A 25,805-nucleotide genomic window follows, 5' to 3' on the forward strand; every position below is an offset into this window, starting at 1 on the left:
TTTATCTAAGGATACGATGTGTTTAAGAAAATATTGATTGCCAATCGTGGAGAAATTGCCCTGCGGGTGAATCGAGCGTGCCGTGAGTTGGGCATTCGCACCGTTGCGATTCATTCCGACGTTGATGCTCATTCACTCCATGTCCGCTATGCAGACGAGCATGTGTGCGTCGGACCTGCCGAAGGCGGACTGAGCTATCGAAATATCCCGAATGTATTGAGTGCTGCCGAAATTACCGGAGTAGATGCGATTCACCCGGGGTACGGGTTTTTAGCTGAAAATGCTCATTTTGCCGAAGTCTGCGAATCGATTGGGATTACCTTTATTGGGCCCACCTCCGAGCATATTGCTTTGCTCAGCGATAAATCAAAAGCCCGGGCCCATATGAAGAAGCGCGGAATTCCTGTATTGCCGGGGAGCGATGGTGAAATAGACGATCCCAAAACCTGTGCCGCTATTGCCAAAAAACTTGGGTTTCCGGTTATTGTGAAAGCCTCAGCCGGTGGCGGAGGGCGTGGCATGCGGGTGGTCTGGCATGAAGAAGAGTTGACCCAGGCAATTGAGTCCGCTCAATTAGAAGCGCAAACAGCGTTTGGCCATGGGGGTGTATATCTTGAGCGTTTTTTTGAAGATCCCCGGCACATTGAATTTCAGATTATGGCGGATAATCATGGGCATGTTGTGCATTTCCATGAACGGGATTGTTCCATCCAGCGGCGCTATCAAAAGGTGCTGGAGGAATCCCCCTCTCCGGCGTTGGACGACACGTTACGACGAAAAATGGGGCAGGTTGCGGTTGAGGCTATCAAGTCGGTGAAGTATCGAAACGCCGGAACTGTTGAGTTTCTCATGGATCAAAGTGGAAAGTTTTATTTCATGGAAGTCAATACCCGAATTCAAGTTGAGCATCCGGTCACCGAAATGGTGACGGGAGTTGACCTGATTAAGGAGCAAATTCGTCTTGCCGCCGGTGAGGAACTTTCCTACCGACAAAAAGATATTCAATTGACCGGACATGCCATCGAATGCCGAATCAATGCCGAATGTCCGGACCGATTTACCCCAAGCCCCGGTGCCATCACCAAATTTTGTCCCCCTGGCGGACCAGGGATACGCGTCGATACCGCCATGGATACAACCGGTATTGTTCATCCCTATTACGACTCGATGATTGCAAAGCTTATCGCTTTTGGGCGAGATCGAAATGAAGCCATAGCTCGAACCAAACGGGCGTTGGATGAATTTGTAATTGACGGAATTAAAACCAGCATTCCTCTCCACCGTCGGATTCTTGACCATCCTGATTTCCAGAAGGGTCCAGTGTCGACTCGATTTTTGGACCGGCTTGTTGCTTTACAATCCCCATGACCGCCGTCCAAACTCCGCGAATGTTTCCTCCTGATATTTTCTCTCGATTCTATCTCATTCTGGATGACAACTGGGCCTCGCGGTGTTCGTTGCTGGAGGTCCTCCAACAGGCTAGCGAAGCAGGGGTCAAGCTGGTGCAATATCGCAATAAAACCGGATCGATGAAACAGGCCTATGATGCGGCCCTTGTCCTTCGAAAGGTGGCGACAGAGAGAGGCATGACTTTTATTGTGAATGATCGTTGTGATTTGGCGCTAGCTCTCGAGGCCGATGGGGTACATCTTGGTCAGGACGACCTTCCTCTGCTTCTTGCCCGGAAAGTCGTGGGATCTAAAATGTTGATTGGAGTTTCGACACACAATCCTGAACAGGTGCGATTGGCTACGGCGGAAGGTGCGGATTATTTAGGGTTTGGCCCTATTTTTTCAACAAGAACCAAAGCGAATCATGAGCCGGTCGTTGGTATTCAAGGCCTGGCTGGTGTTCGAAACCTGACCACTCTTCCCATCATTGCCATTGGAGGCATCGTTCCCGGTTCCGTTCCGGCAATCCAGGGCGCAGGGGCCAATGGGGTGGCGGTGGCTTCGGCCATACTCGATGCGGTTGATCGGCCAAGAGTCCTGGCGCAGTTTATGGTTCATTGTCAATAATATGCCTGGCCAATCGTTGAATTTCAGGATGGGCGGCTAGATTTTCCACTCCGGTTCGCCAATCCTTTTGCATCGTTTGTTGAAACTCCAAGGGGCCAAATACAGGCACTTCCGACCATTCTTGAATCAGGCGAATCGTGGAGGTTCGCTGCTGAATGAAACTCTCGGTATGCGTTGTGGACAGGGGATCGTTCAGGACGATTCCACGGGGCTTTATTCCGGCACGGTTTAGTGCTTCCAAAGTCAGGAGCATATGGTTCACGCTGCCCAGGCTTGTCCGGCCCACTATGAGAACGGGAAGATTCAGCGTCGCGATCAGGTCGCGTATGGTGTGTGTTGGTGAGAGTGGAGTAAGTAAGCCTCCAGCCCCTTCCACAAGATACACGGGGTGCTGTTGCCTGAGGCGATGAAAGGCGTTGGCAATTCGGGCAAGATCAATGGTTGTTCCTGTCGCGCGCGCGCACGTTAAGGGGGCAACGGGTTGAGGGAAGGCATAGAGACAGATTGACGCGAAGGGAGGGGGAGGGGAGAGGAGACTTTGAAGACGGACTGTGTCAGAAGTTTCTGTCTGTTGAGGATCAATACCGGTCTCGACCGGCTTCATGACACCCACTTGAAACCCTTGTTTTTTCAACCTCAGAACCAGAGCCGCTGTGACCGTTGTTTTTCCGACCCCGGTGTCGGTCGCGGTGATGAAAATGGCAAGATGGTCAGGGTGAGTGCTCATGGTTACGGCAAGGCTGCAAAATGAATAGAATCACCAAATCCGGCTGTCCAGATTCCATATTTGTCCAGACGTATCAGGCGATAAGGCCATATGATAGATAGATGTGGCCACATATTGCAGAGAAGGCGTTCTGTGGAGGGTATGGTTGAGGGGCTTCATGGCCGCCTCCCATCCCGGTTCTGATATTGGTGAGAGATGCCAGCCTGGGAATACCATATTCACTCGAATATTGAAGGCCCCCCACTCCTTGGCGACTGTGTGCATCAATCCAACCAGTCCTGCCTTAGATGCCGCATAGGCGGCTTGTCCTGTTACTCCTTGTTGACCAGAAAGAGAGCCAACCAAAATAACTGACCCATTATTTTGTTGCTCAAAGGTGGGGGCTATGGCTTTAAGTACGGTATAGGCACCGGTCAGGTTGGTGTGTAAAATCCGGTTCCATTCCTCAGGGGAGGTTTTGACCAGGAACTTCGAAGAGCCCATCCCCACGGCCCACACTATGACATTCAAAGATTGGTAGGACTGTATGAATTTCCGCAGGACATCCTGAATTTGTGAGGTGTTGGTGACGTCAGCTTGAAACAGATGACTTTCTCCTCCGGCCTTGGTGATCACGGCGGCCGTTTTTTTTGCGACAGTTTGCTGTTGATGGTAATGAAGGCCTACTCTCCAACCCTGGCGTCCGAACACCGTCGCAATGGCTCCACCGATGATTCCGGATCCTCCAAACACCATGACGTTCGAACGGGTATTTACTTTGTCCACAGGTTTTTGGCAAAAAGGGTTCTTCACGTCTGGTCCCCACGTGTCACTGCCATTACATCATACAAAGGTGAAGATGATAGATGAGGGGGAGTGGTATTTGATTGACTTGGTGTCGCCCTGCATTGCATTACCCTTCGGTCTCCCTGGTTTCTAGTACTGCATAGAGAAAAGAAATTGTCAATTCTTGAATAGTCTGTCATGCAAAATTGTGGATTTTCACATTGAATCGGGCCTGTATTGGTTGGTGTCTTGCCGGTTTTAATGATCCTATGGTAGGTTCACATCACTTTCTGCCTATGAAAAATTCATTCACATCATCTGGAATTTTATCCACAGCTGGCGCCTTGGTTTTCCTTGGTCTTTCCCTGGTGTCCCTTCCGGGCCCTGCCCATTCCGCTGATTCTACGAAAATTGTGATAGATAAAAGTCATGAGTATTTTCCTGATCAGTTGGGAAATGAATGGGTGTATCAGGGCACGATGGTCGAAGGGGGCATGGTCCAGATTAAGAATGAGAATACCCGGTTTACGAATGTTTCGAAAGTTATTGGGACCGAAATTTTAGAAGGAGTGAAGGTCACGGTTTTCAATGATACCAATCCTGGGAATCAAGGGCCGTCGGATAGTTATTATTTTCGTGATGTTGCAGGGATTCGCTATTATGGATCTAAGCCCGGCACAACGTTGGAGCGCCAACTGGTGCCCTATCAAATCGTTCGATTTCCTTTAGAGCTACCAAGCTCTTTTGAGCAATTTCACCGGACCGGTTTGGATTTTGGCATGGATGTAGATCGTGATGGAGAAAAAGAAACGGTGGATATTGTGGCAACCGTATCTGTTCAGGGGCAGGATACCGTGATCGTACCTGCTGGCATATATCAGGAAGCCATTCGTCTTGAAGCCAAAATGATCATGAATGTGCATTTGTCTGAGAGCGGGGAGTCAATTCAAGGAACGGATACGATGACGGCCTGGTTTGCTCGAGGAGTGGGATTGCTCAAATATATTGAACGCCAAACCATTCCTTCCGTTCGCAGCCAGAATGAACGAATGGTTGAAGTGATTGAGGAATTAGAAAAGGTGACCCTGGCATCTGATGTCGCTTTATTGAGTCGGAGCGAAGCCACGGCGAAGCGTGTTTTCCGTAATCACCTTTTCCACCATGAATTGCTCAAGATACCCGCTTCCTCCGGCCTTCCGGCCGATTCCTGATAACCGATGCCCTCCAAAGGGTTGCCTACTTACTAATGATCCGGTAATCGGTCGGTTGATATACAAATTCCCCACATCAAATGCATCACGAGCTAGTTGAATATTGGCAGGACTGCGTGAGTATATCCCTCCAGTCAGGGCATAGGGGGAATCATTAGCTAATTCAAGTGCTTCCGAAATTGTGGAGACCTTCAATACAACCATGACCGGGCCAAATATTTCTTCCTGAGCGACCGGATGGGAAGGTGGGAGATTTGCCAGGATCACAGGCCCTTGAAAATACCCAGGCCCCTCCAGTTGGCGATCAAGCAGGCAGGTGCCTTCTATTTTCCCAAGTTGCACAAAGTGCCGAACCCGTTCCAATGCCCGTCGATCAATAAGCGGTCCCATACGGTTTCCAGGGTGTTCCGGTGGACCAATGGGAATGCTTGAAGCCGCTTGTTTGAGCCGTTCAAGAAATTGGGGGTATACGTCTTTTAGAATAAAAACTCTGGAGCAGGCGGAGCATTTTTGCCCTTGGTAGCCTGTTGCACTGGCTAACACTCCAACCACGGCTTCATCCAAATCAGCCGTTTCATCAACAATGATGGCATTTTTGCCGCCCATTTCTGCAATGACATGTTTAATGTGTCGTTGCCCCGCTGATACGTGACTGGCCTCTTGAATAATATTCAATCCCACGGTTTGTGATCCTGTAAAGGCGATGAGGTGTACCTTGGGGTGTTTAACAAGGGCTTGTCCCACGTCAGGCCCACCGGGCAGAAAATGCAAGGCGCCTTCGGGTAATCCTGCTTCCGTGAGCAGCTTGAAGAGGTGATATCCCATCATCGGTGAGCGCTCGGAGGGCTTAAAAAGGACAATATTTCCAGAGACTAAGGCCGCCGAAACAAGACCGGTGGGGATGGCTAATGAAAAATTCCACGGCGAAATCACCACGGCCAGCCCACGTGGCTGGAAAATCCGTTGATTGTGTTCCCCTGGCTCTGTTCCTAGACGCTTCGGAGTGCCCAGGCGAATCATTTCCCGTCCATAAAATTCCAGGAAATCGATGGCTTCAGCAACGTCCGCATCGGCTTCCCGCCATGGCTTTCCGGTTTCCAATATTTCCCAGGCGGCTAAATCAGGTTTGCGTTGTCGCATTAGCTCGGCAGTATGAAATAAAACCTGCGCACGGGTGTGCGAAGGGACTTTTCCCCAGGTGCTCATGTGGGCGCAGGCACGCTGGACAATGGGATCAATTTGTTCAGGAGACAGAGTTGGAAATTTAGCAATGATTTGGTCAGGCAAACTGGGATTAGTCGAGATCAGTTCCGGCCCAAGCCAGGGCATGGGGGTCGGAAGCGGATAGGAATGGGTTTGTCCAAGGAGAGGGGCGATGTGTTCGAGACCGAGAGCGAAATTTCGTTGTATGTTCTGTTGAGAATAATCCGAATGCGGTTCGTTGACGAATTTGGCAGGATTGTCTCCATCGAGTGATGTGGCTTCCGACTGACTTTCCAGAGACATCGCCTCCTCCCCATTCCTGTTCCCGTTCGAGGGTGATAATAGCAGATGATCAAGTGACTCGGCAGTTTCATATTGGCGTCGAATGAAACTTTCATTCGAGGTATTTTCCAATAATCGACGCACGAGATAGGCCATGCCAGGAAGGAGTTCCCCAATGGGGGCATAGACCCTGAGCCGAAATCCTTGTTCCATCACGGCATCGCGTAAAGGCTCGGCCATGCCATACAGCATCTGATATTCAAACGTTCCCGGTGAAAGATTGAGCGAGTCTCCCATCGCCCGGACTACGGCTAAAGTCCGAATATTGTGCGAGCCAAAAGCCGGGCGAATGAAGGCTCGATGTTCCAGAATTCGGTGAGCGAGGTGTTCGTAGTTCGCATCGGTGTCCGGTTTCTTTAGATAGACCGGTATGGGCCAGCCATGTTGTTGATAGCGAATAATTTCAGAGTCCCAGTAGGCGCCCTTGACGAGGCGAATACCGAAGGGAGTGCTTCGTTGTTTTCCCCATGCTAGAAGAGTATCCAGTCTGTCGTTACTGTTTTTGAGATAAGCTTGTATGGCAATGCTTGCATGCGGAAAGTGTTGGTAGGCAGGTTCAGAAAATACACGCATAAAGACGCTAAGAATGATGGGCTCCAATTCGGCCTGCTCCATATCAAACGTGAGAGAGGCCGGCAGGGATTGGGCAAGGTCCAGGATCGAACGGAGGCGGGGAGCAATGCCTGCGTAACTGCCCTCAGGATCAATGGGGTCTAATTGCGAATATAAGGCGGAGAGTTTGATGGAAAGATTAATCCTGGGGAGAGGACCGAGATGGTCGGTTTCTAATAGAGGTTGATGATTCCATTTTGGAATGACTTCTTGTAATCGGGTCAACGCCTGAAGACATCGCGTGTGATAATGATCAGCCTCTTCCTCACTGACAGTGGACTCTCCAAGCAAATCAAGAGAACACGCACTTCCTGCATGCCAAAGCTGTGTGAGTGTGGGGACAGCCTGGCTAACGGTTTCCCCTGCCATAAACGTGTAGGCCATTTTCAGGAACTGGCGCCGCAAGATCCGTGTGCCCACATAGGCCGTAAGGGAATGGTTTGTAAACCGACTAAGTGCCCACTTTAGGGGACCAGGAAGAGACGGTAGGTCTTGAAAGTATTCCTTCAGCATACGCACAAATTGTGCGTCCGTCTGAAGGGAGGGAAGGACGTCAATAAAGCGAAACAGCTGTACCTTGAACTGTTCATCACGGGTTCCCCAATCTAAGAGAAGTGACGTCCACCACCGATGATCCCAGAACCCTGGGGTATGGTGACGAGCATTTTTTGCTAATGTCTGTCCAATACGCCGAATGTCAGATTCTAAGGAACCATGGACGATCATCTTGTTTTCCCTCCTAAGGATATTTTACACCTTCTCGGGGAATGCGGAAGAGAGATAAAGGAGAAACGAACCCTGAGGAAAGGCTAGGGTTGGCAAGTCGACAAACGCTTACCCGAAATGCTGCCATAAGGGCCGAGGGAGTTTTTGAAAGTGCCTTCAAGATGGGAGTCATTGTTGCTGAGGAGCAAACTATCTTCCTGAACTCCTTGTGGGAAGGTCCATTTGAGATAGACCGTGTCTCCATGAATCTCAATGGCGGTTGGGGCAATTTGAGAGGGTGAGGATTGTCCAGGGGGCGAAAAGGTGATGGTCATTTTACGATCCCCATGGTTTTGGTGGTTATGTACTATCCATCGCCAGGTTCCGCACAGCCGAGAGCTGGCGGAATCAGCTTGCTTCTGTTGTTGCCACTGCTGAATTTTTTGCCAGGCCTCCCATGCTGTTCCATACGCCGTGGCTTCCAACTCGCCGGTTTTGGTGAGAAGTGTCATTCGGAACATCGGTAAGAGCCGGGTTTGGATGTAGTGCTGGGTATAGGCCTCATGAATGGGTGGGAGGGGTTGGTGCGGATCGGCCGTGTCATTCGATGTTTGCCAGTACTCGAGTAATCGATCCTCAATACCCTTTTGGCCGTGCTGTGTAAAAAGGCTTATCCAGGATTGGGGGCTTTCATCCCACTCCTGATAAGTTTGGTCGTAATATGAAGCGAACTTGGCAAATTCTCCGTCAGGAGGGCTTGAAAGGGAAGTCGACATGTGAGACCAGGCTGTTATTTGTCTATAGCCATCAATTATGGGTTTCAAGCCTTGAAGGGTCGAGTGTGTCATGATCCATTGCAGTTGCGCTTCGCCGGGGATGATGTCGGAAAGTGATGGGATGCTTGTTGTTGGTTTTACCAGGATCTCGCGAAATAATTGCGCGTGGTTGGTTGCAGCCAGAGATTTTAAATAGCTTGTGAGGAGCTCGACGATCTCTTCTGGGAGGTTCAACTGCATAGGCGCAGATTGTGAATTTATGTAAAGACGAGAGCCTCTGTCCTCTTTAGTGGTTGTGGATTTGAAGAGGGCTATGGCTTCGTCATCAGAGGCAAGCTGAAGAATTTCTGTGCGGTGTTCTTTCAGGAAGGACCAGGGAAATCCGCTTGATTCCTGATTGGCAAAGGCGGGGGAAAGATAACAGACCATGAAAATGTGGACGCCAATAAGCCAGAGAATCAATGCTATATTTCGATTGCCACGCCAAGCCATGAGTTTTCTCAAGGTAAGCGTTAGTGCTCGGAAGGAATGAATTGATGAAACGAGTCGGCCATGGTTTTGGAAAATTACATTGGGGCTTATATGGTTTTGTTGATGATCGCATTGATGAAGTCTATTGAGGTCTGAAGGGCCTCTTCCATATCTGATGCCCGGTAGCTAGGACTGCTGCTTTGCCAGAATTCATCAGAGGCTTCAGGGTAAGATCGAACTTCGATCTTTTTTCCAGCCTCTTTGGCTATGTTGCAAAACTGGTCACGTTCTTCTTCCGAATTGAGAACGCTTTGTCCTGGCGTCTGGAGTAAAAGAGGGCAATACAAGCGTTGAGCCAATTGAAGATCGGATGGCAGAGTGCCACAGATTGCTACTGCGGCCTGCAGGCGACGCCTATGCCCGGCAGTTTTTATTGCCAAGGATCCTCCCATACCAAACCCGATCACTGCATGTGCATTGCGGGTGGTTCTCTCCAATAAGGAGTCTTCTGTGAGATTGGCGTTAAGAAATTCAAAGCTGGCGTTAATATCCTGCAAGGCTTGCTGTTCGTTGACTCGCTCCATTAGGGCGTTAGCCACTTCAGCATTGGCCGTCACCATCCCGCCCTGTCTCACATACAAATTGGGAATTAAGACCACGTACCCTTGGCAGGAGAGACCTTTCGCTAATTCCTGAATGTGGGACGTGAGTCCATAGCGATCATGCAAGAGGACCATAGCCGGTAAGATTTTTTTTGCCTCTTGCGGGGCGAATTGAATGCCCTCCACCTGCGGACCTTTAGGGGTTCGTGTATCGGCATAGGGATCTACCATGTGGTCCTTGTGTGTTTCGAATATTCCTGTACTATTGAATCGCACAAGGGTATATCCAATTTGTTCAATGTCATAGGGGGTGGTGCGTTGGGTCATCAGAATAGCCTTTGGATAAGAATGAACAAAACGGCGCAAAATGGAAATTTCTTTGAAAATACAATGAGGAAAGTCAAATCACTATATCGGTGGTTTCTTTGGCCTGTCAATCAAGCAGCTGTTGTTCAAAGTAGCAAGAGTATTGCGAAGGTTTTTAGTGGATTCGTTTTTAGAGGAACGATTTAATTTGAAAATATTCTTTGCTGAATAGGGGGCAATCACGTCTACATTTTTTCTTACATCAGGACCACTTCAGAAAGATGGGTACCCCTTTTTCAACGGGAGAAAGGCCACCAAAGTCATTCTGAGAAAATAAAGGGCTATTTCGCCTTCATCGAATTTTATAATGTGGCCTCTTGTTTGTAATGTTCCCCAAATTCAGTTTGAGCAAAAGGCCTGTGAATTTTTTATAAAATGTACGTTTCAAAGACTAGAAATGTTCATTAGGGAATATTGCCAATGTTATAGGGTTTAGTGTAAGATGCGGTCTGCAGTGGAATGTCAGAGGGATTGATTTCGGGATAAGGAAAGGAGTTGAGCATGGAGCGGCGAGTCACTTCCCATACGGAAGAAGAAGAGATGAATCAACGCCGTCGCCTTCTCACGCTTGCACGGAAAGGGGATCAAAAGGCGGTTGAATCGTTATTCGAATTGTATCAAGTTCGTGTTTTTTCAGGTGATGCCCTGAAAAAAAAGAAACTCCCCTCGTTCCCATTGCCCACGCCAACAGGATCTTCGGGGAAGGGCGTGAAGAAACTGGGTAAAATCTCTAGAGCCTCTCCAGCGGACGTGATGCCTGTTCCCATACCCCTCAATTCAGGGCAGGAGTCAAAAATAAAGTCGGGATTGCCCACCAAGAAAATTGGAAAAGTCAAAGGGGTAAAGTACCCTGACGGAAAGTCCGTACAAACTGCTCCCAAAGTTGGAAAAAGTAAAAAATCTGTTCCAGTCGCCAAAACCAAAAAAACATCTTCCTTGTCTGCGAGACCGGCCCGCGTGAAGAAAAAATAACCTGGGAAAGTAGGACGATTCTGTCGTGTGGTGTCAGAATTCAGTAGCGGACTTCAACTCGCAAGCCACCTGCTGCCAGCTGCTTTCCAATTACATCAGCGTTTTTAATATCACCCTGAAAGACAATTGCACTTCCGTGGTGATCAATCTGCCAGGCCAATTCAAAGGCTTTTTTCGTGGTCATCCCGGGTATCACTTGACAAAAAAGACTCACGACTTGTTGGTAGGTATGACAATCACAATTGTAGACAACGACTTCGGCTTCGAAATCTTTTCCGGTTCCTAGGTCGGTAATTTCCAGGGTTTCGGGATCTTTTACGATCCCACACACAATAGGGTCAAGCATTCCGCATTGTAGCAATGGAGTAAAGGTCCCTCAAGTGAATGTGGAGTAAGTCGTCATTTTGACGAAAGGCTGATTCCGGGAAATTCAGGGATCAATGATCAGGGATATGCGATTTATCATTGTCCTTGCTTATCAAGCTTGACACGCTGGATGCCGAAAAAATTAAGGCAGATGTGTATCAATTTAAAAGTTAGCGAGAAGATGTACAAAATATGAACCCTCTAAAAAATATATAAGGAGTGTCCGTGGGTAAGACAATATTGGTAACCGGTGCTGCCGGATTTATTGGAAGCCATGCAGTAGAAGCATTGGTTAAACGTGGAGACCAAGTGATTGGTCTTGATAATCTCAATGATTACTATGATCCTGTCCGTAAAGAGAGAAATCTTCGAGAGGTAACCGAGCATGCCAAAACCGGAAAGTGGCCTGGCACGTTTCAGTTTCTCAAAGGAGATATACGTGATCGAGAGTTGGTCGGACATCTTTTTTCTGATCATCGTTTTGACGCTGTCGTCCATTTAGCGGCGATGGCGGGTGTTCGGGTGTCAATTGATGATCCTGCACTGTATTACGATGTCAATGTGATGGGAACGATGGCCTTATTGGATGCGTGTGTGGGGCGGATTGGCTCACAGGGCAAACATTCATCTTCTCCAACGTTTGTGTTTGCATCAACATCTTCGGTGTATGGCAATACCAAAACGATTCCCTTTGTTCCGGAAGATTCCTGTGATAAACCGCTTGCCCCATATGCAGCGAGTAAGCGGGCAAGTGAATTGCTAGGGTATACCTACCACCACTTGTATGGTTTGGATTGCACCGTCTTTCGATTTTTTACCGTCTATGGCCCGCGTGGCCGTCCCGATATGATGGCCTATAAAGTATTAGATAACATATTCACCGGCTTAGAAGTCCCCCTCTATAACAATGGAAACATGCATCGAGATTGGACGTATGTCGAAGATATTGTCAGTGGCCTGGTTGCGGCGGTTGACCGTCCGATGGGGTATGAAATTTTGAATCTTGGACGAGGTGAACCGGTTCTTCTTGTTGACTTTGTAAAAGGCATTGAACAGTTAACAGGGCGCCAGGCACAACTGATTCCCGCACCTATGTTAGATGCCGATATTGCCTACACTTTTGCTGATATCTCTAAGACCCGCAGGCTATTGGGATATGATCCGCAAACCTCCGTGCCGGAGGGAGTCGGTAAATTTTGGGTCTGGTATCAATCGGAAATTTTACAGAATCCAGCCTTAAAGCTCTGACCTCGAATTTCTTATCCCATCGTTATTGCTTCTCAATCGTTCAGGATCTGCCCTTATTCCCCCGGTCCAGCCGGACCGGGGAATTTGTTTTCTAATTCTTTCTTCAGAACGAGCGAGGGACGCTTTGTTCCTGTTTTATACATGTTGTGGTGGTGGATCTTCTGCGTGGTGCTTTCGGTACAGGGCTCAATAGAGGGCCTTATCCCCTGTGATTGATATACGGATCCTTAACTTTTTTGCAAAGCAACCGATAAGGATTGGCACGTGTCTATTGCGGAAGAATGAACAAGATTTAAGCCGATTTCTTCAGAAATCATTCCGTATAGGAGGTTGACGAATTAATCTTCCCCCTAACCTCATGATACACACAGTCACCATTGCACCAGGAGGATCTCATGTGGGTATGTCCAAATTCTAGCAAAATAATAATCGTTGTCATGCTGGGGGTCCTTATGGCTTCGGGATGTAGTAGCCATTCGGTCCGGACCGGGGCCAACTCGGAAGGTGATGGGATGGCTTCAAATGAAGATGGAAATGCAGTCGATCCCAAAAGAAATATGGGCCAGGCCAACGGGTCAGTTGCGGGAAGTGGAAGAAATGGTGGGTTGGTCAATGGAGACAAAGCTTCTCAGTATGTAAATGGTTCCAATTCTCAAGACAGAGCCAATGGGGTGGATCCTAAGTCGAATCCAGGGACAATTCGTGGGGAGGAAGGGACCTTGGGTCAGGTTAGCTCAAACTATGGGCACCAATACCCCGGTGTGGATGGATCTGGCCCTAATCATGGACCTGTGTCTGGATTTGAAAATGGAACAGCTTCCAGTCAAAATCCTGACCCAGAAGCTTGGGCAAATGCCTATTTGGGAAACGGCAAGAATAGCCGGGATTTTTATGGGGATCCGTCAAAGTCCGCGGCTCTCAATGATGACTCTTCTCAAGGAGGAGTGAATCCTGCCACCTGGGCTGAAACCTATAAGAAGGAACATGGCGGTCCCTCTCCGGAGTATGTCGATCCTGACTCAAACATTGCCAATGGCCATAGCCAGCGAGGGCGGGCCTCAGTGGGAATTGGGAGAACCGATACGAATGGTTCGATATTTGAGTCGAATTTTAGTGGTTCCATGGGTGTCCAACACGGGCAGGTGCAGGATATTTACTTTGCTTTTGACAGTTGGAATATTTCCAGCAGTGCGGCTAAGTATCTTGAAGAAGGAGCGCAATGGTTACAAGCCAATCCTGGAAAGGCCTTGACGATTGAGGGGCACTGCGACCAAAGGGGAACACAGGATTATAATCTGGTGCTCGGTCAAAAGCGGGCCGATGCGGCACGGGAGTATTTAGTGAATCTTGGTGTGCAACCGGACCGGATTAAGATTGTTTCCTACGGCAAAGAGCGACCATTTTGTCAAAACGACAGTGAAGATTGTTTCCAGGAGAATCGGCGGAATCATATGGTTGTTCGAGCCAATTAAGAATTCGGCTTTCATAGGACCCGCAGTGGCCCTCGATCAAGAGGATGCGAAGCATTCGCATCCTCTTGTTTTTTGACCTGTACGTCGGTTACCAAAACAAAAGAAAAATGGAAATGGCTAGGAGATGCATGAGGTTATCCTCTACCAATGTTTCTGCCTGAAAATCTTGCACCGGTTTTTAAGGAGTGGTACAGTCTCGTCGCCAATTTGTGCGATGCCGGAGTGGCGGAATAGGCAGACGCAAGGGACTTAAAATCCCTCGGGCTTACCAGCTCGTACCGGTTCGACCCCGGTCTCCGGCACCAATTAAATCAATAGCTTGGAGTGAGTTTTCTGGAGCAAGGGGGGGTTGAGAAGAGGTTTTTTGGGGGTAGTGTTAAATAGGTCAGCGGCCTGAAGGTCAGGCTCTTCTTTTTTATCTGGTTGAGTAGGCCGTTGTTTTATGACCGGAAATGTGCATGATCGTCAAATGATCGACGCCTTCCCGTCGCCAATTGGTGATGGCCGTATGGCGAAAATCATGAGCCCGGAATGCCAGCATTCTGACAAGCAGTCTTGAATACCTCTCCGCTGCATCGAATTGACTATCTTCCCATAAGAATACCAGCGTTAAAATTTGTGGTTTGAAAAATCAGAGCGTTTAAGCTTGAAACGTCTTTGGCCTTTTGATCTGCTCGCCGCCGATTGTCTCCATCACAAAACCGTTTTTAGTTTTGACCTGTTGTTGCTTGCCTCCGATCGTATGCATGGTGAAATTTCGAGCGGTTGAGCTTGGTTCCAGTTGTTCCTTCCTACTAACTCCTTGACCCTCCCATTTATCCACGACAGGAAAAAGCATGTTTCCCCAGTCATTTTTTCAGTTTCATGAGTCGTCCCTTCTTTGTGTGTAAGTTGTTCCAGAAGAGTACTGATACCGACCTCTAGTCTTAACGAGTAATTGTTAGGCCTATCCGGAATAGATTGAATATAACTCTACGCATTCAAACTTCCCATTTTGGTGCACTACAAATTAAGAGGTAGGTTATATGCTCCAAGTCTGCGAAAAACTGAATCACCAATCCACTGTTATCATTTTCACGGGACGGTTTGATCGACAATCAACCATTGGTATCGGAGACCTGATCCTCGGCACCACAGGTATGAGATGTCAACACATTATTCTGGATTTCATGGGAATCACCGGGATAGATTCGGTGGGTCTCGGGCTCTTGTACCTCTGGTACCATAAACTAAGACCCCAACACATTGGACTAAGTATTGTGGGGCCTTCTCCCAGCGTCCGGGCTGCACTGGAAGGCTGTCACCTTCCCGACTGCGTTCCGGTCTATGCCTCTGAGCACGAGGCTGTCCGACAGGAAATCTATGGTTAGAATAACTCTGCTTTTTTCTTTAGGCATGAACCTGATCCTCTGCTTTTTGATCCCCTGGGGCGCTAGGATAAACCGTAAGTAAGCTTTGGATTTGTTTGAAGAAATATGTCGCCTTAGGACTGGCTCGGGTAGGGTATGTATCATATGTCCAGGGTTTAGACTGTCACGAATCCCTATGGATAAATTTACAATAGATTCAGGATGTGATAGCCACCGAAGATGAATATATTCAGGGAGGAAGAAGTTTGTGGAAAGTTTTGAGCATGGCAGAACCGAGCTTCACCTTGGGTAGTAAATTTCGAGCTGTATATATTGGTTATGTGTTTTTTCATTTTCTCACATCAGCACTAACCTTTCCCTTACGGGCTTTCTCTCAAAGAAGCTATTTGACTGAATCTTTCCCAATCGAATGCTAAATTGCTCTGGTTTGTTTCCCTGAAGACCACAAAGATCGGTTGAGGGTATAGATCCTACCTTGAAGCTCTGCCGGAATTAACTAAGGGCAACAGCTAAGTCACGGTGGCAGTCGGAACATTTAGCCCCTTCTTTCGAGACCGCAACCAAACGAATGTAATGTGCACACCACATACAGTAAAGGTATCCTGGCCCATTGAATCGAAACGGATAAGTGGGGGAGAGCTTCCCCCAATTGACCGCTTCTATTGGACACCAGGAGTGTGGATGAGACTGCATTGCCTGCACATCCTTTCTCAATAATTAGTTTTGATGATTACCCCTCTAAATGGAGTTTTGCTAACCACGGTACCAGTGAAGGGAGAAGACTCCCAAAAATGCGATAACCGTTTCGATAATCCATAATGTTGTCCAATCCATAATGGTGTCCTCCTTGTTCCTCCCTGGCCTCTTTTTGGTTCTTGGTTCATGTAAAAAGCAACCTTAATGCCATGCATTCCCGTGCATCCGGCCGACCGGCTTCCAGGCTACTAACTGGTTGTTTTATTGAAAGAAACAGGAAGATTGAAAAAGGGAATTTTCGATCTAACTATGCAGATCGAAGTATCGGAATTAATACAGACCGTATCTTATTCACACAGGGAAGCTGGTCGGACTTTTGTGTTTTATGCATTTTAAAGATGAATGAGGGATATCTCTTATGCATGGCGATAAGATCATTAGTGAAAATGAACGCATTCTCCATTGATGTCATTCCAACTAAAGAATTTATCCCCAAAATCCAGGGAACGGGAAGTTTGCCAGGATCCTTTTCCCCTGCGGAATTCCGTCTGAAATATCACAGCAATTTAAGTGGGTAAGGGTCTCCTAATTTTTAGGATACGGGTTAAGAAAAGGGAGGCCCTCCTCCGGGTCTCTCAAAGAGAGAGGATGAAATTTAGTGGTTAATCGGTGTGAGAAGGGAGGGCAAAACGGATGAACCTGGGTGAGGGAAAATGAATTCTGAAAAACATGAAATCCAATGTATTTATAGGAGGGGAAATAAATTACCTTTTTTGTCTTCCCTTGGGCTTCCCGACTATGAGCGCGTGCACCCCAGTCCTGTCATCGCCCTACTCGCCTGCGGGGGACCACCCATTATTCCACTTTCGCATTACCTTTAGGGCAGGAACCTGCACTGTCCTGGAGAATTCACATGGAACGTTTTTACCCATTGGGTAAGGTCTGCTTAACGGTTGGTAGGCGGTCGAGAGCCTTGCGTCATACTCGGTTCTATACACACCTGTTTTTTGAAGGAAATTTTGATATGAGAAATGCGGAGGCCGGAATATCCCCAACTGTGGGCGTGGCACATCTGTTGCTGATTATCTGGTTTGAAGGATAGCAAAGCAGATGCTATTTAAAATGTGTCACGTATTATAAAGGAGGAGCAAGTGTATGTTGGTACGAGCACGGTGGGAGAATGGAATAAGAATCTTGATGCTTTCTGGTCGATTCGATAAATTCGGACGGGTTCCGGTGGAAACAGCGTTGGCAGCCGGAGAAGGACGATCTTGTCATCACGTCGTCATGGATTTTTCACGAGTATCTTCTATGGATAGTGCAGGCATTGGAAGATTGTTATTGCTCTATCATTCGCTTCGAAGGAAAGGCATAGCCTTGACGGTGATCAATCCAAAGCCCTCTGTTCGGACACTTTTGGATCTGGCGGGTTTAGCCACCATTATTCCGATTATGCAGGAAAAGCCTGAAGTCCGATCGGTTGCCTGATCTCCTGGAATGAGAACTGAATTTTTTAAGTTGCAGAAGAGGAAAACCGAAATGGAAATTATCAAGCCATGATGTCCAGGATGCCTACCCAACCGACTCTCATTGATGATATGCATGTTATTACCTTCGGGACATGCTTTGACGGGGCAGCGGAACCTGCTTTAGAGGCGGCAGTCTTACAAGTCCAGGAATTACAAGGCAAGCACATCATTCTGAATATGGAGTCCCTGGCCACCCTGAATAGTCGTGCCTTGGGCAAATTATTTCTCACCTATCATCACCTCAATCGGAAACACATTCGACTCAGTATGGTCAATCCAAAGCCGGCAGTCCGTGAAATGTTAACATTTGTCAATTTTCCCCAGATCGTGCCTATCTATGATTCGGTTGATGCCGTGGTGGCCTCGGAGCAACGTCAGATGGAATCTTCAACTCTGTCACAACGACCGGGGTGAAAAAGGGTGGATGGGGGGCGAAGGTATCTCAGATGCAAATGGGTGTGCGGTAATTCAACGAGGGAATGAAGTGGCGGAACACTCGTTGGTCGAAAGCAGCGGTCTTTTCCCAATGGAGATGCGGCATGTCTGGTAAAAACAGGACAACTTGCCGTCGAATGGCCATGTCCATGCTTCGCTTTCATGAGTGTACGGACAGTGGGTTGCATGCTGCCATTTATTTGGGAGGACGAGCCAATCGCATTTCTGCACAACCTCTGGAGCCTGGGCCTTTAAGGTAGGCACGTCATGACCAAAACCCGACAGGTCAAAAAGCGGTTTTGCAATTTCTGAAGCGCATGACCGCCTCAAATATTTAAGGCGGACCTCCAGCCATCCCGACCATCGCCATATATTTTTCTAGCACTCCGCTTCACTTCATGGGGTTACAGTGGACATGGGAAGGTCGCTGACCCTGCATTGACTTCCATTTTCCTCCCTTCCTAGAATCGTCACCCTGGCGATTTGTCCAATTTTCCAAAAAGGAATCTCTGGCTCGTGAAGGAAAGCGTAGTCCTTGAGAAGGTTATTAAAACTCATGGCTTCGTGAGGGCGGTGGATCATGTTTCATTGTCTATCCAAAGCGGAGAGTTTTTTTCCATATTGGGGCCGAGTGGGTCGGGGAAAACCACAATCCTTCGATTAATTGCCGGATTAGATCGGCCCGATCAAGGAGCCATCGTGATTCAACAACGTGTCGTCACCCACGATCCCCCGCATAAGCGACCGGTAAATATGGTGTTTCAAAACTATGCGCTTTTCCCGCATCTGTCGGTGTTTGAGAATGTGGCTTTCGGTTTACGCATGAAAGGAGAAGGCCAGGCCAATATTCACAAGTCGGTGAGTCACATATTGGCTCTAGTGCGATTGCAAGGAAAGGAGAAGCGTCTTCCAGGACAATTGTCAGGAGGGGAGCAGCAACGGGTAGCGCTCGCACGAGCCTTAGTGAATCGCCCCGTGGTCCTGCTGTTGGATGAGCCCTTAGCTGCTTTGGACCAGCAGTTGCGTCAGGAGATGCAAGGAGAGCTGAAGCGCTTGCAGCGTGAGGTGCAATCGACATTTATTTGCGTGACTCATCACCAGGATGAAGCACTCATGCTGTCTGATCGAATTGCGGTCATGCAGGCTGGGAAGGTGTTGCAAGTGGGTACGCCTCAGGAGATCTATGATCGCCCCGTATCTTCGATGGTGGCTCAGTTTATCGGTCTTTCCAATGTCTTGTCCGGTACGATTGCCTCCTGTGAAGGTGGGTGGTGCCGGGTTGAACATGAAGTCTTGTCACCTGTTAAGGTCATATGTTCCCCGCATGATTCTTTTCAGGGGGCCGTCACGGTTATGGTTCGCCCGGAGCGGGTTCATGTGTCCTCCGACATGACCGCCAACGGATATGACAATAGACTTCAGGCGATTGTGCACCAAGTCGCCTTTTCCGGTAATGAAGTGGTCTATCATGTTCGGCTTCGAGACGAGGCGATCTGGATGGCTCGTGTGCCAATCGCCGAAGCGCAGGCCAGGCCATTGGCCGTTGGCCAGCCGGTGTATGTGCAATGGCGCGCACAGGAGGGACTGGTCTTGCCCGCCCATCCGGCACCATGCTGAACTATCGTTTTGACACATCTTCCGCTTTTCCTGTCAAGCTGTCCCTCCTATCGGCAAGTCTTTTTTTAGGTCTGTTCTTTTTTCTCCCGCTGATATTGGTTTTTGGTGTAAGTCTGGCGAGTCGGGGAATGTATGGGGGAATTACCTGGATCCCCACCTGGGAAAATTATCAACGTGTCTTCGATCCACTCGTGGGGGTGATATTTTTCCGGTCTCTTTTCTTGGCGGGGTTGACGACTTTCATCTGTGCGGGGGTGGGGTTCCCCTTGGCGTATTGCCTGGCCAGGTCCTCCCGGCCCTGGCAACTCATATTGCTCACGCTTGTGATGATTCCCTTTTGGACGAATTTTTTGGTTCGCACCTATGCCTGGGTGCTGATCCTTCGAGCGGACGGTATTCTGAATGGCCTGTTGATCCGGTTGGGATTGCTGAATGAGCCACTTTCCCTCTTATTCACCGATCTATCGGTATTCCTGGGACTGGTGTATGGCTATCTGCCCTTTATGGTGCTTCCTCTGATGGCCGCCATAGAACGTATTCCTCCGCAATTGGAGGATGCGGCATTTGACTTATATGCGTCCATGGGCGGGATGTTTCGACATGTGCTGCTTCCTCTCAGTACTCCGGGTTTTCTGGCCGGTGGGGTGTTGGTCTTTATTCCTTCCCTCGGGGCTTTTATTACGCCCTATCTATTGGGTGGAGGACAAAACATGATGCTGGGGACGTTCATCCAACAAGAATTCCTGGTCGCACGAGACTGGCCGTTTGGCTCCGCGCTTTCTTTTGGATTAATGGGAACGGTCCTTCTCCTCTGGTTTCTGTTGGGTCGTACGTCCGTTGAGAAGGATCCGTCATGAAACGGATGCCGTCCAGCTTCATTGTGATGAGCCTGCTGGTCATGGTGTTTTTATATTTGCCGGTGGTCATTCTGATCGGGCTATCCTTTAACGCCTCCACGATGGGAGTAGCGTGGAAAGGGTTCACGTTTCAGTGGTATGAAAAGCTGGCGACGGACCAGGCGATTCTGGATGCGACCGTCAATAGCGTGGTCATTGCATTGCTCTCAACCGGAATGGCTCTCATCCTTGGAGTGGGGACTGCCATTGGCCTGGAAACCCGTCAAGGACCGCAAAAATCCTGGGTCAATATGATCCTGGTATTGCCCCTGGTCATACCGGAAATTTTATTGGGTGTGGCCTTATTGATGTTATTTGTCTTGTGTCAGGTCCGTCTGGGGTTTGGTACCATTATTATTGGACATATGGTCTTTAATCTCCCCTTGACCATCGTCATCGTCAGGGCACGACTTCGTAAGCTGGACCCTGCCTGGGAAGACGCGGCCCGTGATTTGGGTGCCACCTCATGGGATGTGCTTACCCGGATTACGCTTCCCTTGTTACGCCCGGCAATCTGGGGGGCAGGCCTGTTAGGCTTTACGGTATCTTTGGATGACTTTGTGGTGACATTTTTTGTGGCCGGTCCCGGCTCGACGACGTTACCACTCAAAGTGTTTTCGATGATAAAAACAGGAATGACTCCGGAGATTAATGCTTTGTCGGCGGTCATGGTGGTGATCTCCATGCTGTGCGTGGGGTTGTCCTGGTTCGTTCAGCAGCGTTCCACTTCGGCCTCGGCTGAATCTTCGTAATGCTGAAAGGCTGCATGTGAGCAATCTGATACCTCTATATGTTGTCCTCTGGATCCTCCTGGTGGCGGGAGGATGTTCGGAATCTTCCACATCCCCGGAATCGCCATCCTCCCAGCACTCTACACTGTATTATTTCACGTGGTCGGATTATGTGGATGCAGCTCTGGTTGCCAAATTTGAAGCGACCCGAGGGGTTCGGGTGGTGATTGACACCTTTAGTAGCAATGAAGAGTTATTAGCCAAAGTGCAGAGCGGCATGACCGGATATGATGTCGTGGTGCCATCTGATTTTATGGCGGGCATTATGGGACGATTGGGATTGCTGGCTGAGTTAGATCCCGCAAAAATTCCACATGTGCAGGATCTGGAGCCTCACCTCCGACAGCTCTCGTTTGATCCCACAAACCGGTTTGCCATTCCCTATTTATGGGGCACCGTTGGAATGGGGTATAATGCTGATGTAGTGACGGAACCCCCAACCAGTTGGGAGGCCTTATGGGATCCCAAATTTTCCGGTCGAATCAGCTTGCTGAATGATGAACGGGAAGTCTTTGGGATGGCACTTCAGACATTAGGTTACTCGCTCAATAGTGTCGATCCCCAGGCCATTCAACAAGCTAAACATAAATTGATGATGCAAAAGCCGTTGGTCAAGGCCTATACGAGTGAACAGTTCGACCAACTCCTCGTGGCCGGGGAAGTCGTGTTAGCACATGCCTGGGGCGGTCCGATTGCCAGGGCGATGCGTGAGCACCCGTCAATCCGGTATGCCCTCCCGCAGGAAGGCGGGATGATGTGGACGGATTGTCTGGCAGTCTTGGCCAGTTCCGGTCAACAAGCGCTGGCGATGGACTTTATTAATTATCTTTTAGATGAAGAGGTGGCGCTTGCCACATCGCAGCGACTATTATTTGCCTCAGCCAATCGCCATGTTCGGGATCGTCTGCCGGCAGAGATTCGCACGAATACGGCTGTCTACCCGCCCAGTGATATGCTTGCCCGAATGGAGTGGCTGGAAGATGTGCAGGAGGCCATTCGCTATTATGATCGAGCCTGGACTGAGCTGAAAGTGCACTAGCTTGGCTTGACCCTTTTAGCCATCTGCTACTAGACTATCTGATTGCTAAGTTTCATATACGTGGATTCACGAAAGGGATGTTCATGACGAAGCGGATCACCATATGGTCACAGACAATATGCTGGGTGGTTGGCGCCTTTTTCCTGGCTGGCGTCCCGCTGTGGGCTCAGGACCGCGGAACAAGTTCTTTCCCCGTCTATCTGGCGCAAATGCCCTATGAGGCTCCTCCGCCGCCAGAATCCACGGGGGTTGAGGCCACGGCACCCCCTGAAACCCTCACGCCCCAGGACCACGAGCGTCTGGAAGCGCTTATCCCCATGCTTGAGGGCCGGCAGGAATTCTGGGCCATGGGAGAGTTTGTCTTTTTTGGGAAACATTCGATCCCATATTTGGTAAAAGCCCTCAAGATGCCGGTGCCCAGAGTCCGGTTCAACGCCGTGGAAACCCTCTCCATGTTGAATGATCCCTCCGCAATCCCGGGCTTACTGGAGGTGGCCATGAATCCGGATGAAGAATCACGAATCCGGTCCCATGCCTTGCGTGTGGCAACACGATTGGACCCCAACCAGGTCATTCCGGCCATAGAGGTGATGGTGAAAGATCCCAATTCCACGATTCGAAACACGGCTGTGTTTGAATCACGGAGGGTGCCTCGAAAGGAAGTGCTGCCTGTTATTATCAGTGCCATTTCAGATCCTGAGCAATATGTGTCGATCACAGCGCGGGATTCTTTCTGGATTCTCACCAGATTCAGTGGCTCAATCCATGATTGGGAAGCGTCGACACCCGAAGACAGAAAGGAATGGGTGAAGGAATGGTGGGCTTGGTGGGAAGAGAATAAAGACCGATTGGGTGTGACGCCGCCATCCGCAGAACCCCCTCGAGCACCGGCAGACCAGAATGTGAGTTAATACCGATCCTTCAATGGCCGGAGGATAGTTGGGCTCGCCGCCGGACGGTGGTCGAAGGAGGGGCATGTTTATGAGTTTACAGACCTAGACGAACGCGAAAAGGAGTAAGGTGTATGGCAGTATTACCTATAGCAAAAATCGGCAACCCCGTTCTCCGGCAACAGGCAACGCCTGTGGACCCTGCATCAATAGGAAGTCGGCGGGTTCAGGCATTCCTTGATGATATGTTCGAGACCATGGTCCAATATGAGGGAATCGGATTGGCAGCCCCGCAGGTCGCACATTCGGAACAGATTGTCGTCATGGAATGTGAGGGCAAGAATGGTTTTCCCAAGACCGTCCTCATTAATCCTAAAATTGTGTTTTATAGTCCCTCACAAAGCGAAATGTGGGAAGGATGTCTCAGTATTGATAATATGCGAGGGAAGGTGATCCGGCCGTCCATGATCCGTGTGCAGGCTTATGATCGACAAGGAATACTCCAAGACTTCGAAGCCAACGGACTCTATGCGGTGTGTATCCAACATGAAATGGACCACCTCATCGGAAAATTGTTCATTGATCGAATGTCTGATATGTCGACCCTGACCCAATTGGAAGAGTTTGATGCCTATTGGCGTGAAGAATCCGCCCCGGTGATTTAATCCCTGCTTGAAAGAGCTGACCGTCGAGCGTTTTCTGCTCATCAATTCTACGAGTGTGTGTCCGTGATTCCTGTCAGAATCACGTCATCTTTCGGCGAAAAAGGTTTCTAAGCTTCCTGTGAAATCGCTCCTCCGAGTTCTGTCCTACATGGCGCCCTATCGCGGGCTTGTGTGCGTCACCTTCTTCTTTGCCGGAGTCACGACGGCATTGGAACTGCTCCCTCCCTGGCTCATCAAGATCGTGATTGATGACGTCATCCCGGCAGAAAATATGGATGTCCTGACCTGGGTGCTGGTCGGATTGTTCCTCGCCTATGGATTGAAGAATCTCTGTAATTCTCTCCGAATCCGTTTCAACAACACCCTTGAGCAACGGGTGGTGCATCGGCTTCGACAACAAGTGTTTGCGGCCCTGCAACGGTTGTCCTTGACCTATTATGAAAACCGATCGACGGGCGAAATCATGTCGCGTGTTGTGAACGATACGGAGCATGTGCAACGAATTTTTATTGACGGGCTTGAGGGCATGTTAACAGCTACGTTGACCCTGGTTGGCATTACCACTATTTTATTCATGCTGAACTGGAAAATGGCCGTTCTCGTGCTGTTGCCGATTCCAATTTTAATCATCGGAGGCGTGGGATTTACCCGCCGGGTCCATCGGTATTATCACGAAATCCGTCAGCAGGCGGCTGAACTCAATGGCTATCTGCAGGATTCCTTGTCCGGGATTCGGGAAACCATGGGATTCAATCGACAACCCTACGAACAGACTCGTTTCAGTGAGATGAGCCACAAATACAGCCAGGCGAATCTGAAAGCGATGTATTTATGGTCGATCTATTCTCCGGGAATGATTTTCATCGGAAGCCTGGGAACTGTTTTGATTGTCTGGTATGGCGCGGGGGAGGTGGTCGCCGGCCGTCTTTCCACCGGTGAATTGGTCATGTTTTTGTCTTACCTCGTGTTGTTTTATACCCCGGTTAATCAAATTCATTCCGTGAATCATTTATTGCAGCATGCCTTGGCCGCCAGTGAACGGGTGTTCGACATCCTCGATGCGGAGCCGGCCGTGCCGGACCGGGGACACCTTCGTCCCGTTCAACCCCGGCTGTCGGGAAAAGTTGAATGGAAGGATATGTCATTTGCCTATCGGCCGGAGATGCCGGTCTATGAACATCTTTCACTGACGGTCGAGCCGGGGGAGCATGTGGCTTTGGTCGGGCCAAGCGGGGTGGGAAAAAGTACGCTCATGAAACTGCTCTTTAGGTATTACGATGTAGGGGCCGGCGCGATTGAACTGGATGGATACGATATTCGTCATCTCCCATTATTCTACCTTCGAGAGCAGATCGGCTTTGTCCAACAAGAGCCATTTTTATTCAATGGCACGGTGCGGGCCAATCTGGCCTATGGAGACTTATTGGCATCGCACGATCAAATAGAAGCCGTGGCGCGCGCTGCCCAAGCGCATGATTTTATTCAAGCGCTTCCTGACGGGTATGACACCTGGATCGGGGAACGGGGGGTGAAATTGTCCGTTGGGCAAAAACAGCGTATCGCCATAGCCAGGGTGCTGCTCAAAAATCCACCCATTGTGGTCATGGATGAAGCCACCTCCAATATTGACACCGAAACCGAAGTCGAAATTCGCATGGCGATGGATGAGTTGATGCGGGGGCGGACAACCTTTATCGTGGCCCATCGGCTGTCGACCCTGCAAACCGTTGATCGGATTGTCGTTTTGGAACATGGACAGATCGTAGAAGAAGGCGATCATGCAACCTTACTGGCGAGAGGGGGCTTGTATGCCGGTTTGTATGAAGCCCAATTTCATGTCTAGCATGGCACTGCACTCAACTGAATTGCTCAGTCTTGCGGTCTATCGGCCTATGAGTGAAGGTGCGAACGAAGATGCCGGGTGTATCGGGAAGGCTGTTGAATCTTTTTCGTATTTTTTCTTTTCATGACTGGATGAGTGACAGAACCTCGCACGGGTCACCCTACGTGAGGGTACAAAA

The 25,805-nt window shown here is 49.2% G+C and carries 23 protein-coding genes and 1 tRNA gene; 17 read left to right on the plus strand and 7 right to left on the minus strand.

The window, feature by feature from the left end:
- Window positions 1-18 precede the first annotated feature (18 nt).
- Together accC and thiE are read left to right on the plus strand one after the other, a co-directional pair.
- Entirely contained in the window at window positions 19-1,368 is a 1,350-nt protein-coding gene (gene accC / locus H6750_05420; protein ID MCB9773749.1) for an acetyl-CoA carboxylase biotin carboxylase subunit, read from the plus strand.
- Entirely contained in the window at window positions 1,365-2,018 is a 654-nt protein-coding gene (gene thiE / locus H6750_05425) for a thiamine phosphate synthase (protein ID MCB9773750.1), read from the plus strand. Before accC ends, thiE begins: the two co-directional genes overlap by 4 nt.
- Here the strand turns inward: thiE and bioD are convergent.
- Entirely contained in the window at window positions 1,999-2,745 is a 747-nt protein-coding gene (bioD, locus tag H6750_05430) for a dethiobiotin synthase (GenBank protein ID MCB9773751.1), read from the minus strand. The genes thiE and bioD overlap by 20 nt on opposite strands.
- A 30-nt stretch (window positions 2,746-2,775) precedes the next feature.
- Window positions 2,776-3,537 (minus strand): SDR family oxidoreductase, encoded by a 762-nt coding sequence (locus H6750_05435; GenBank protein ID MCB9773752.1) that lies wholly within the window; start codon window positions 3,535-3,537, stop codon window positions 2,776-2,778.
- Between the two features lie 386 nt (window positions 3,538-3,923).
- Between H6750_05435 and H6750_05440 the strand changes: the two genes are divergently transcribed.
- Window positions 3,924-4,721 (plus strand): hypothetical protein, encoded by a 798-nt coding sequence (locus tag H6750_05440; GenBank protein MCB9773753.1) that lies wholly within the window; start codon window positions 3,924-3,926, stop codon window positions 4,719-4,721.
- Here the strand turns inward: H6750_05440 and H6750_05445 are convergent.
- The 3 genes from H6750_05445 to H6750_05455 all read right to left on the minus strand — a co-directional run bounded on the left by H6750_05445 (window position 4,614) and on the right by H6750_05455 (window position 9,759).
- Window positions 4,614-7,604 carry a bifunctional proline dehydrogenase/L-glutamate gamma-semialdehyde dehydrogenase gene (locus H6750_05445; protein MCB9773754.1) on the minus strand — a complete coding sequence of 997 codons (2,991 nt, stop codon included), beginning with the start codon at window positions 7,602-7,604 and terminating at the stop codon, window positions 4,614-4,616. The genes H6750_05440 and H6750_05445 overlap by 108 nt on opposite strands.
- Before the next feature lie 83 nt (window positions 7,605-7,687).
- On the minus strand, window positions 7,688-8,851 hold the full coding sequence (locus H6750_05450; GenBank protein MCB9773755.1) for a hypothetical protein: 1,164 nt from the start codon (window positions 8,849-8,851) through the stop codon (window positions 7,688-7,690).
- Between the two features lie 86 nt (window positions 8,852-8,937).
- Entirely contained in the window at window positions 8,938-9,759 is an 822-nt protein-coding gene (locus H6750_05455) for a dienelactone hydrolase family protein (GenBank protein MCB9773756.1), read from the minus strand.
- Between the two features lie 540 nt (window positions 9,760-10,299).
- Between H6750_05455 and H6750_05460 the strand changes: the two genes are divergently transcribed.
- On the plus strand, window positions 10,300-10,770 hold the full coding sequence (locus tag H6750_05460) for a hypothetical protein (GenBank protein ID MCB9773757.1): 471 nt from the start codon (window positions 10,300-10,302) through the stop codon (window positions 10,768-10,770).
- 40 nt (window positions 10,771-10,810) lie between these two features.
- On the opposite strand, the gene H6750_05465 is transcribed toward H6750_05460, so the two are convergent.
- A complete protein-coding gene (locus H6750_05465) occupies window positions 10,811-11,116 on the minus strand; it encodes an ATP-dependent Clp protease adaptor ClpS (protein ID MCB9773758.1) in 306 nt (101 codons plus the stop codon).
- Between the two features lie 245 nt (window positions 11,117-11,361).
- On the opposite strand from H6750_05465, the gene H6750_05470 reads away from it, so the two are divergent.
- From H6750_05470 to H6750_05480, 3 genes are all read left to right on the plus strand, one after another.
- Window positions 11,362-12,384: a GDP-mannose 4,6-dehydratase gene (locus H6750_05470; protein ID MCB9773759.1), complete on the plus strand. Its 1,023-nt coding sequence runs from the start codon at window positions 11,362-11,364 to the stop codon at window positions 12,382-12,384.
- 1,121 nt (window positions 12,385-13,505) lie between these two features.
- Complete coding sequence (gene pal, locus H6750_05475; GenBank protein MCB9773760.1) at window positions 13,506-13,856, plus strand: peptidoglycan-associated lipoprotein Pal; 351 nt, start codon at window positions 13,506-13,508, stop codon at window positions 13,854-13,856.
- Window positions 13,857-14,072: 216 nt separating this feature from the next.
- Window positions 14,073-14,161, plus strand: a tRNA-Leu gene (locus tag H6750_05480).
- 335 nt (window positions 14,162-14,496) lie between these two features.
- Here the strand turns inward: H6750_05480 and H6750_05485 are convergent.
- Window positions 14,497-14,694 (minus strand): hypothetical protein, encoded by a 198-nt coding sequence (locus H6750_05485; protein MCB9773761.1) that lies wholly within the window; start codon window positions 14,692-14,694, stop codon window positions 14,497-14,499.
- A gap of 187 nt (window positions 14,695-14,881) precedes the next feature.
- On the opposite strand from H6750_05485, the gene H6750_05490 reads away from it, so the two are divergent.
- The 10 genes from H6750_05490 (at window position 14,882) to H6750_05535 (ending at window position 25,627) form a co-directional block, all read left to right on the plus strand.
- Window positions 14,882-15,226 (plus strand): STAS domain-containing protein, encoded by a 345-nt coding sequence (locus tag H6750_05490; protein ID MCB9773762.1) that lies wholly within the window; start codon window positions 14,882-14,884, stop codon window positions 15,224-15,226.
- A 1,851-nt stretch (window positions 15,227-17,077) separates the two neighbouring features.
- The gene (locus tag H6750_05495) at window positions 17,078-17,410 is read left to right on the plus strand and encodes an STAS domain-containing protein (GenBank protein ID MCB9773763.1); all 333 of its coding nucleotides are present in this window, start codon (window positions 17,078-17,080) and stop codon (window positions 17,408-17,410) included.
- An 80-nt stretch (window positions 17,411-17,490) separates the two neighbouring features.
- The gene (locus H6750_05500; GenBank protein MCB9773764.1) at window positions 17,491-17,865 is read left to right on the plus strand and encodes an STAS domain-containing protein; all 375 of its coding nucleotides are present in this window, start codon (window positions 17,491-17,493) and stop codon (window positions 17,863-17,865) included.
- 504 nt (window positions 17,866-18,369) lie between these two features.
- Window positions 18,370-19,503 carry an ABC transporter ATP-binding protein gene (locus H6750_05505; GenBank protein MCB9773765.1) on the plus strand — a complete coding sequence of 378 codons (1,134 nt, stop codon included), beginning with the start codon at window positions 18,370-18,372 and terminating at the stop codon, window positions 19,501-19,503.
- The gene (locus tag H6750_05510; protein ID MCB9773766.1) at window positions 19,497-20,360 is read left to right on the plus strand and encodes an ABC transporter permease; all 864 of its coding nucleotides are present in this window, start codon (window positions 19,497-19,499) and stop codon (window positions 20,358-20,360) included. Before H6750_05505 ends, H6750_05510 begins: the two co-directional genes overlap by 7 nt.
- Entirely contained in the window at window positions 20,357-21,151 is a 795-nt protein-coding gene (locus H6750_05515; protein ID MCB9773767.1) for an ABC transporter permease, read from the plus strand. Before H6750_05510 ends, H6750_05515 begins: the two co-directional genes overlap by 4 nt.
- A 16-nt stretch (window positions 21,152-21,167) precedes the next feature.
- The gene (locus H6750_05520) at window positions 21,168-22,229 is read left to right on the plus strand and encodes a spermidine/putrescine ABC transporter substrate-binding protein (protein ID MCB9773768.1); all 1,062 of its coding nucleotides are present in this window, start codon (window positions 21,168-21,170) and stop codon (window positions 22,227-22,229) included.
- 83 nt (window positions 22,230-22,312) lie between these two features.
- Window positions 22,313-23,140, plus strand: coding sequence for a HEAT repeat domain-containing protein (locus tag H6750_05525; GenBank protein ID MCB9773769.1), 828 nt, complete (start codon window positions 22,313-22,315; stop codon window positions 23,138-23,140).
- A gap of 113 nt (window positions 23,141-23,253) precedes the next feature.
- Window positions 23,254-23,784 (plus strand): peptide deformylase, encoded by a 531-nt coding sequence (gene def / locus H6750_05530; GenBank protein MCB9773770.1) that lies wholly within the window; start codon window positions 23,254-23,256, stop codon window positions 23,782-23,784.
- Window positions 23,785-23,902: 118 nt separating this feature from the next.
- Window positions 23,903-25,627 (plus strand): ABC transporter ATP-binding protein, encoded by a 1,725-nt coding sequence (locus H6750_05535; protein MCB9773771.1) that lies wholly within the window; start codon window positions 23,903-23,905, stop codon window positions 25,625-25,627.
- Window positions 25,628-25,805 lie beyond the last annotated feature (178 nt).

The sequence above is a fragment of the Nitrospiraceae bacterium genome (genome assembly GCA_020632595.1).
GTDB lineage: Bacteria > Nitrospirota > Nitrospiria > Nitrospirales > UBA8639 > Nitrospira_E.

Bases quoted from the DNA above. Each gene is read 5' to 3' on its own strand.
- H6750_05510 (MCB9773766.1), top strand. From the start codon at position 19,497: ATGCTGAACTATCGTTTTGACACATCTTCCGCTTTTCCTGTCAAGCTG.
- H6750_05485 (MCB9773761.1), bottom strand. From the start codon at position 14,694: ATGCTTTTTCCTGTCGTGGATAAATGGGAGGGTCAAGGAGTTAGTAGG.
- H6750_05515 (MCB9773767.1), top strand. From the start codon at position 20,357: ATGAAACGGATGCCGTCCAGCTTCATTGTGATGAGCCTGCTGGTCATG.
- H6750_05495 (MCB9773763.1), top strand. From the start codon at position 17,078: ATGTTGGTACGAGCACGGTGGGAGAATGGAATAAGAATCTTGATGCTT.
- bioD (MCB9773751.1), bottom strand. From the start codon at position 2,745: ATGAGCACTCACCCTGACCATCTTGCCATTTTCATCACCGCGACCGAC.
- H6750_05490 (MCB9773762.1), top strand. From the start codon at position 14,882: ATGCTCCAAGTCTGCGAAAAACTGAATCACCAATCCACTGTTATCATT.
- H6750_05445 (MCB9773754.1), bottom strand. From the start codon at position 7,604: ATGATCGTCCATGGTTCCTTAGAATCTGACATTCGGCGTATTGGACAG.
- H6750_05500 (MCB9773764.1), top strand. From the start codon at position 17,491: ATGCCTACCCAACCGACTCTCATTGATGATATGCATGTTATTACCTTC.
- H6750_05460 (MCB9773757.1), top strand. From the start codon at position 10,300: ATGGAGCGGCGAGTCACTTCCCATACGGAAGAAGAAGAGATGAATCAA.
- thiE (MCB9773750.1), top strand. From the start codon at position 1,365: ATGACCGCCGTCCAAACTCCGCGAATGTTTCCTCCTGATATTTTCTCT.
- pal (MCB9773760.1), top strand. From the start codon at position 13,506: ATGGGTGTCCAACACGGGCAGGTGCAGGATATTTACTTTGCTTTTGAC.
- H6750_05465 (MCB9773758.1), bottom strand. From the start codon at position 11,116: ATGCTTGACCCTATTGTGTGTGGGATCGTAAAAGATCCCGAAACCCTG.
- H6750_05450 (MCB9773755.1), bottom strand. From the start codon at position 8,851: ATGGCTTGGCGTGGCAATCGAAATATAGCATTGATTCTCTGGCTTATT.
- H6750_05455 (MCB9773756.1), bottom strand. From the start codon at position 9,759: ATGACCCAACGCACCACCCCCTATGACATTGAACAAATTGGATATACC.
- H6750_05525 (MCB9773769.1), top strand. From the start codon at position 22,313: ATGACGAAGCGGATCACCATATGGTCACAGACAATATGCTGGGTGGTT.
- def (MCB9773770.1), top strand. From the start codon at position 23,254: ATGGCAGTATTACCTATAGCAAAAATCGGCAACCCCGTTCTCCGGCAA.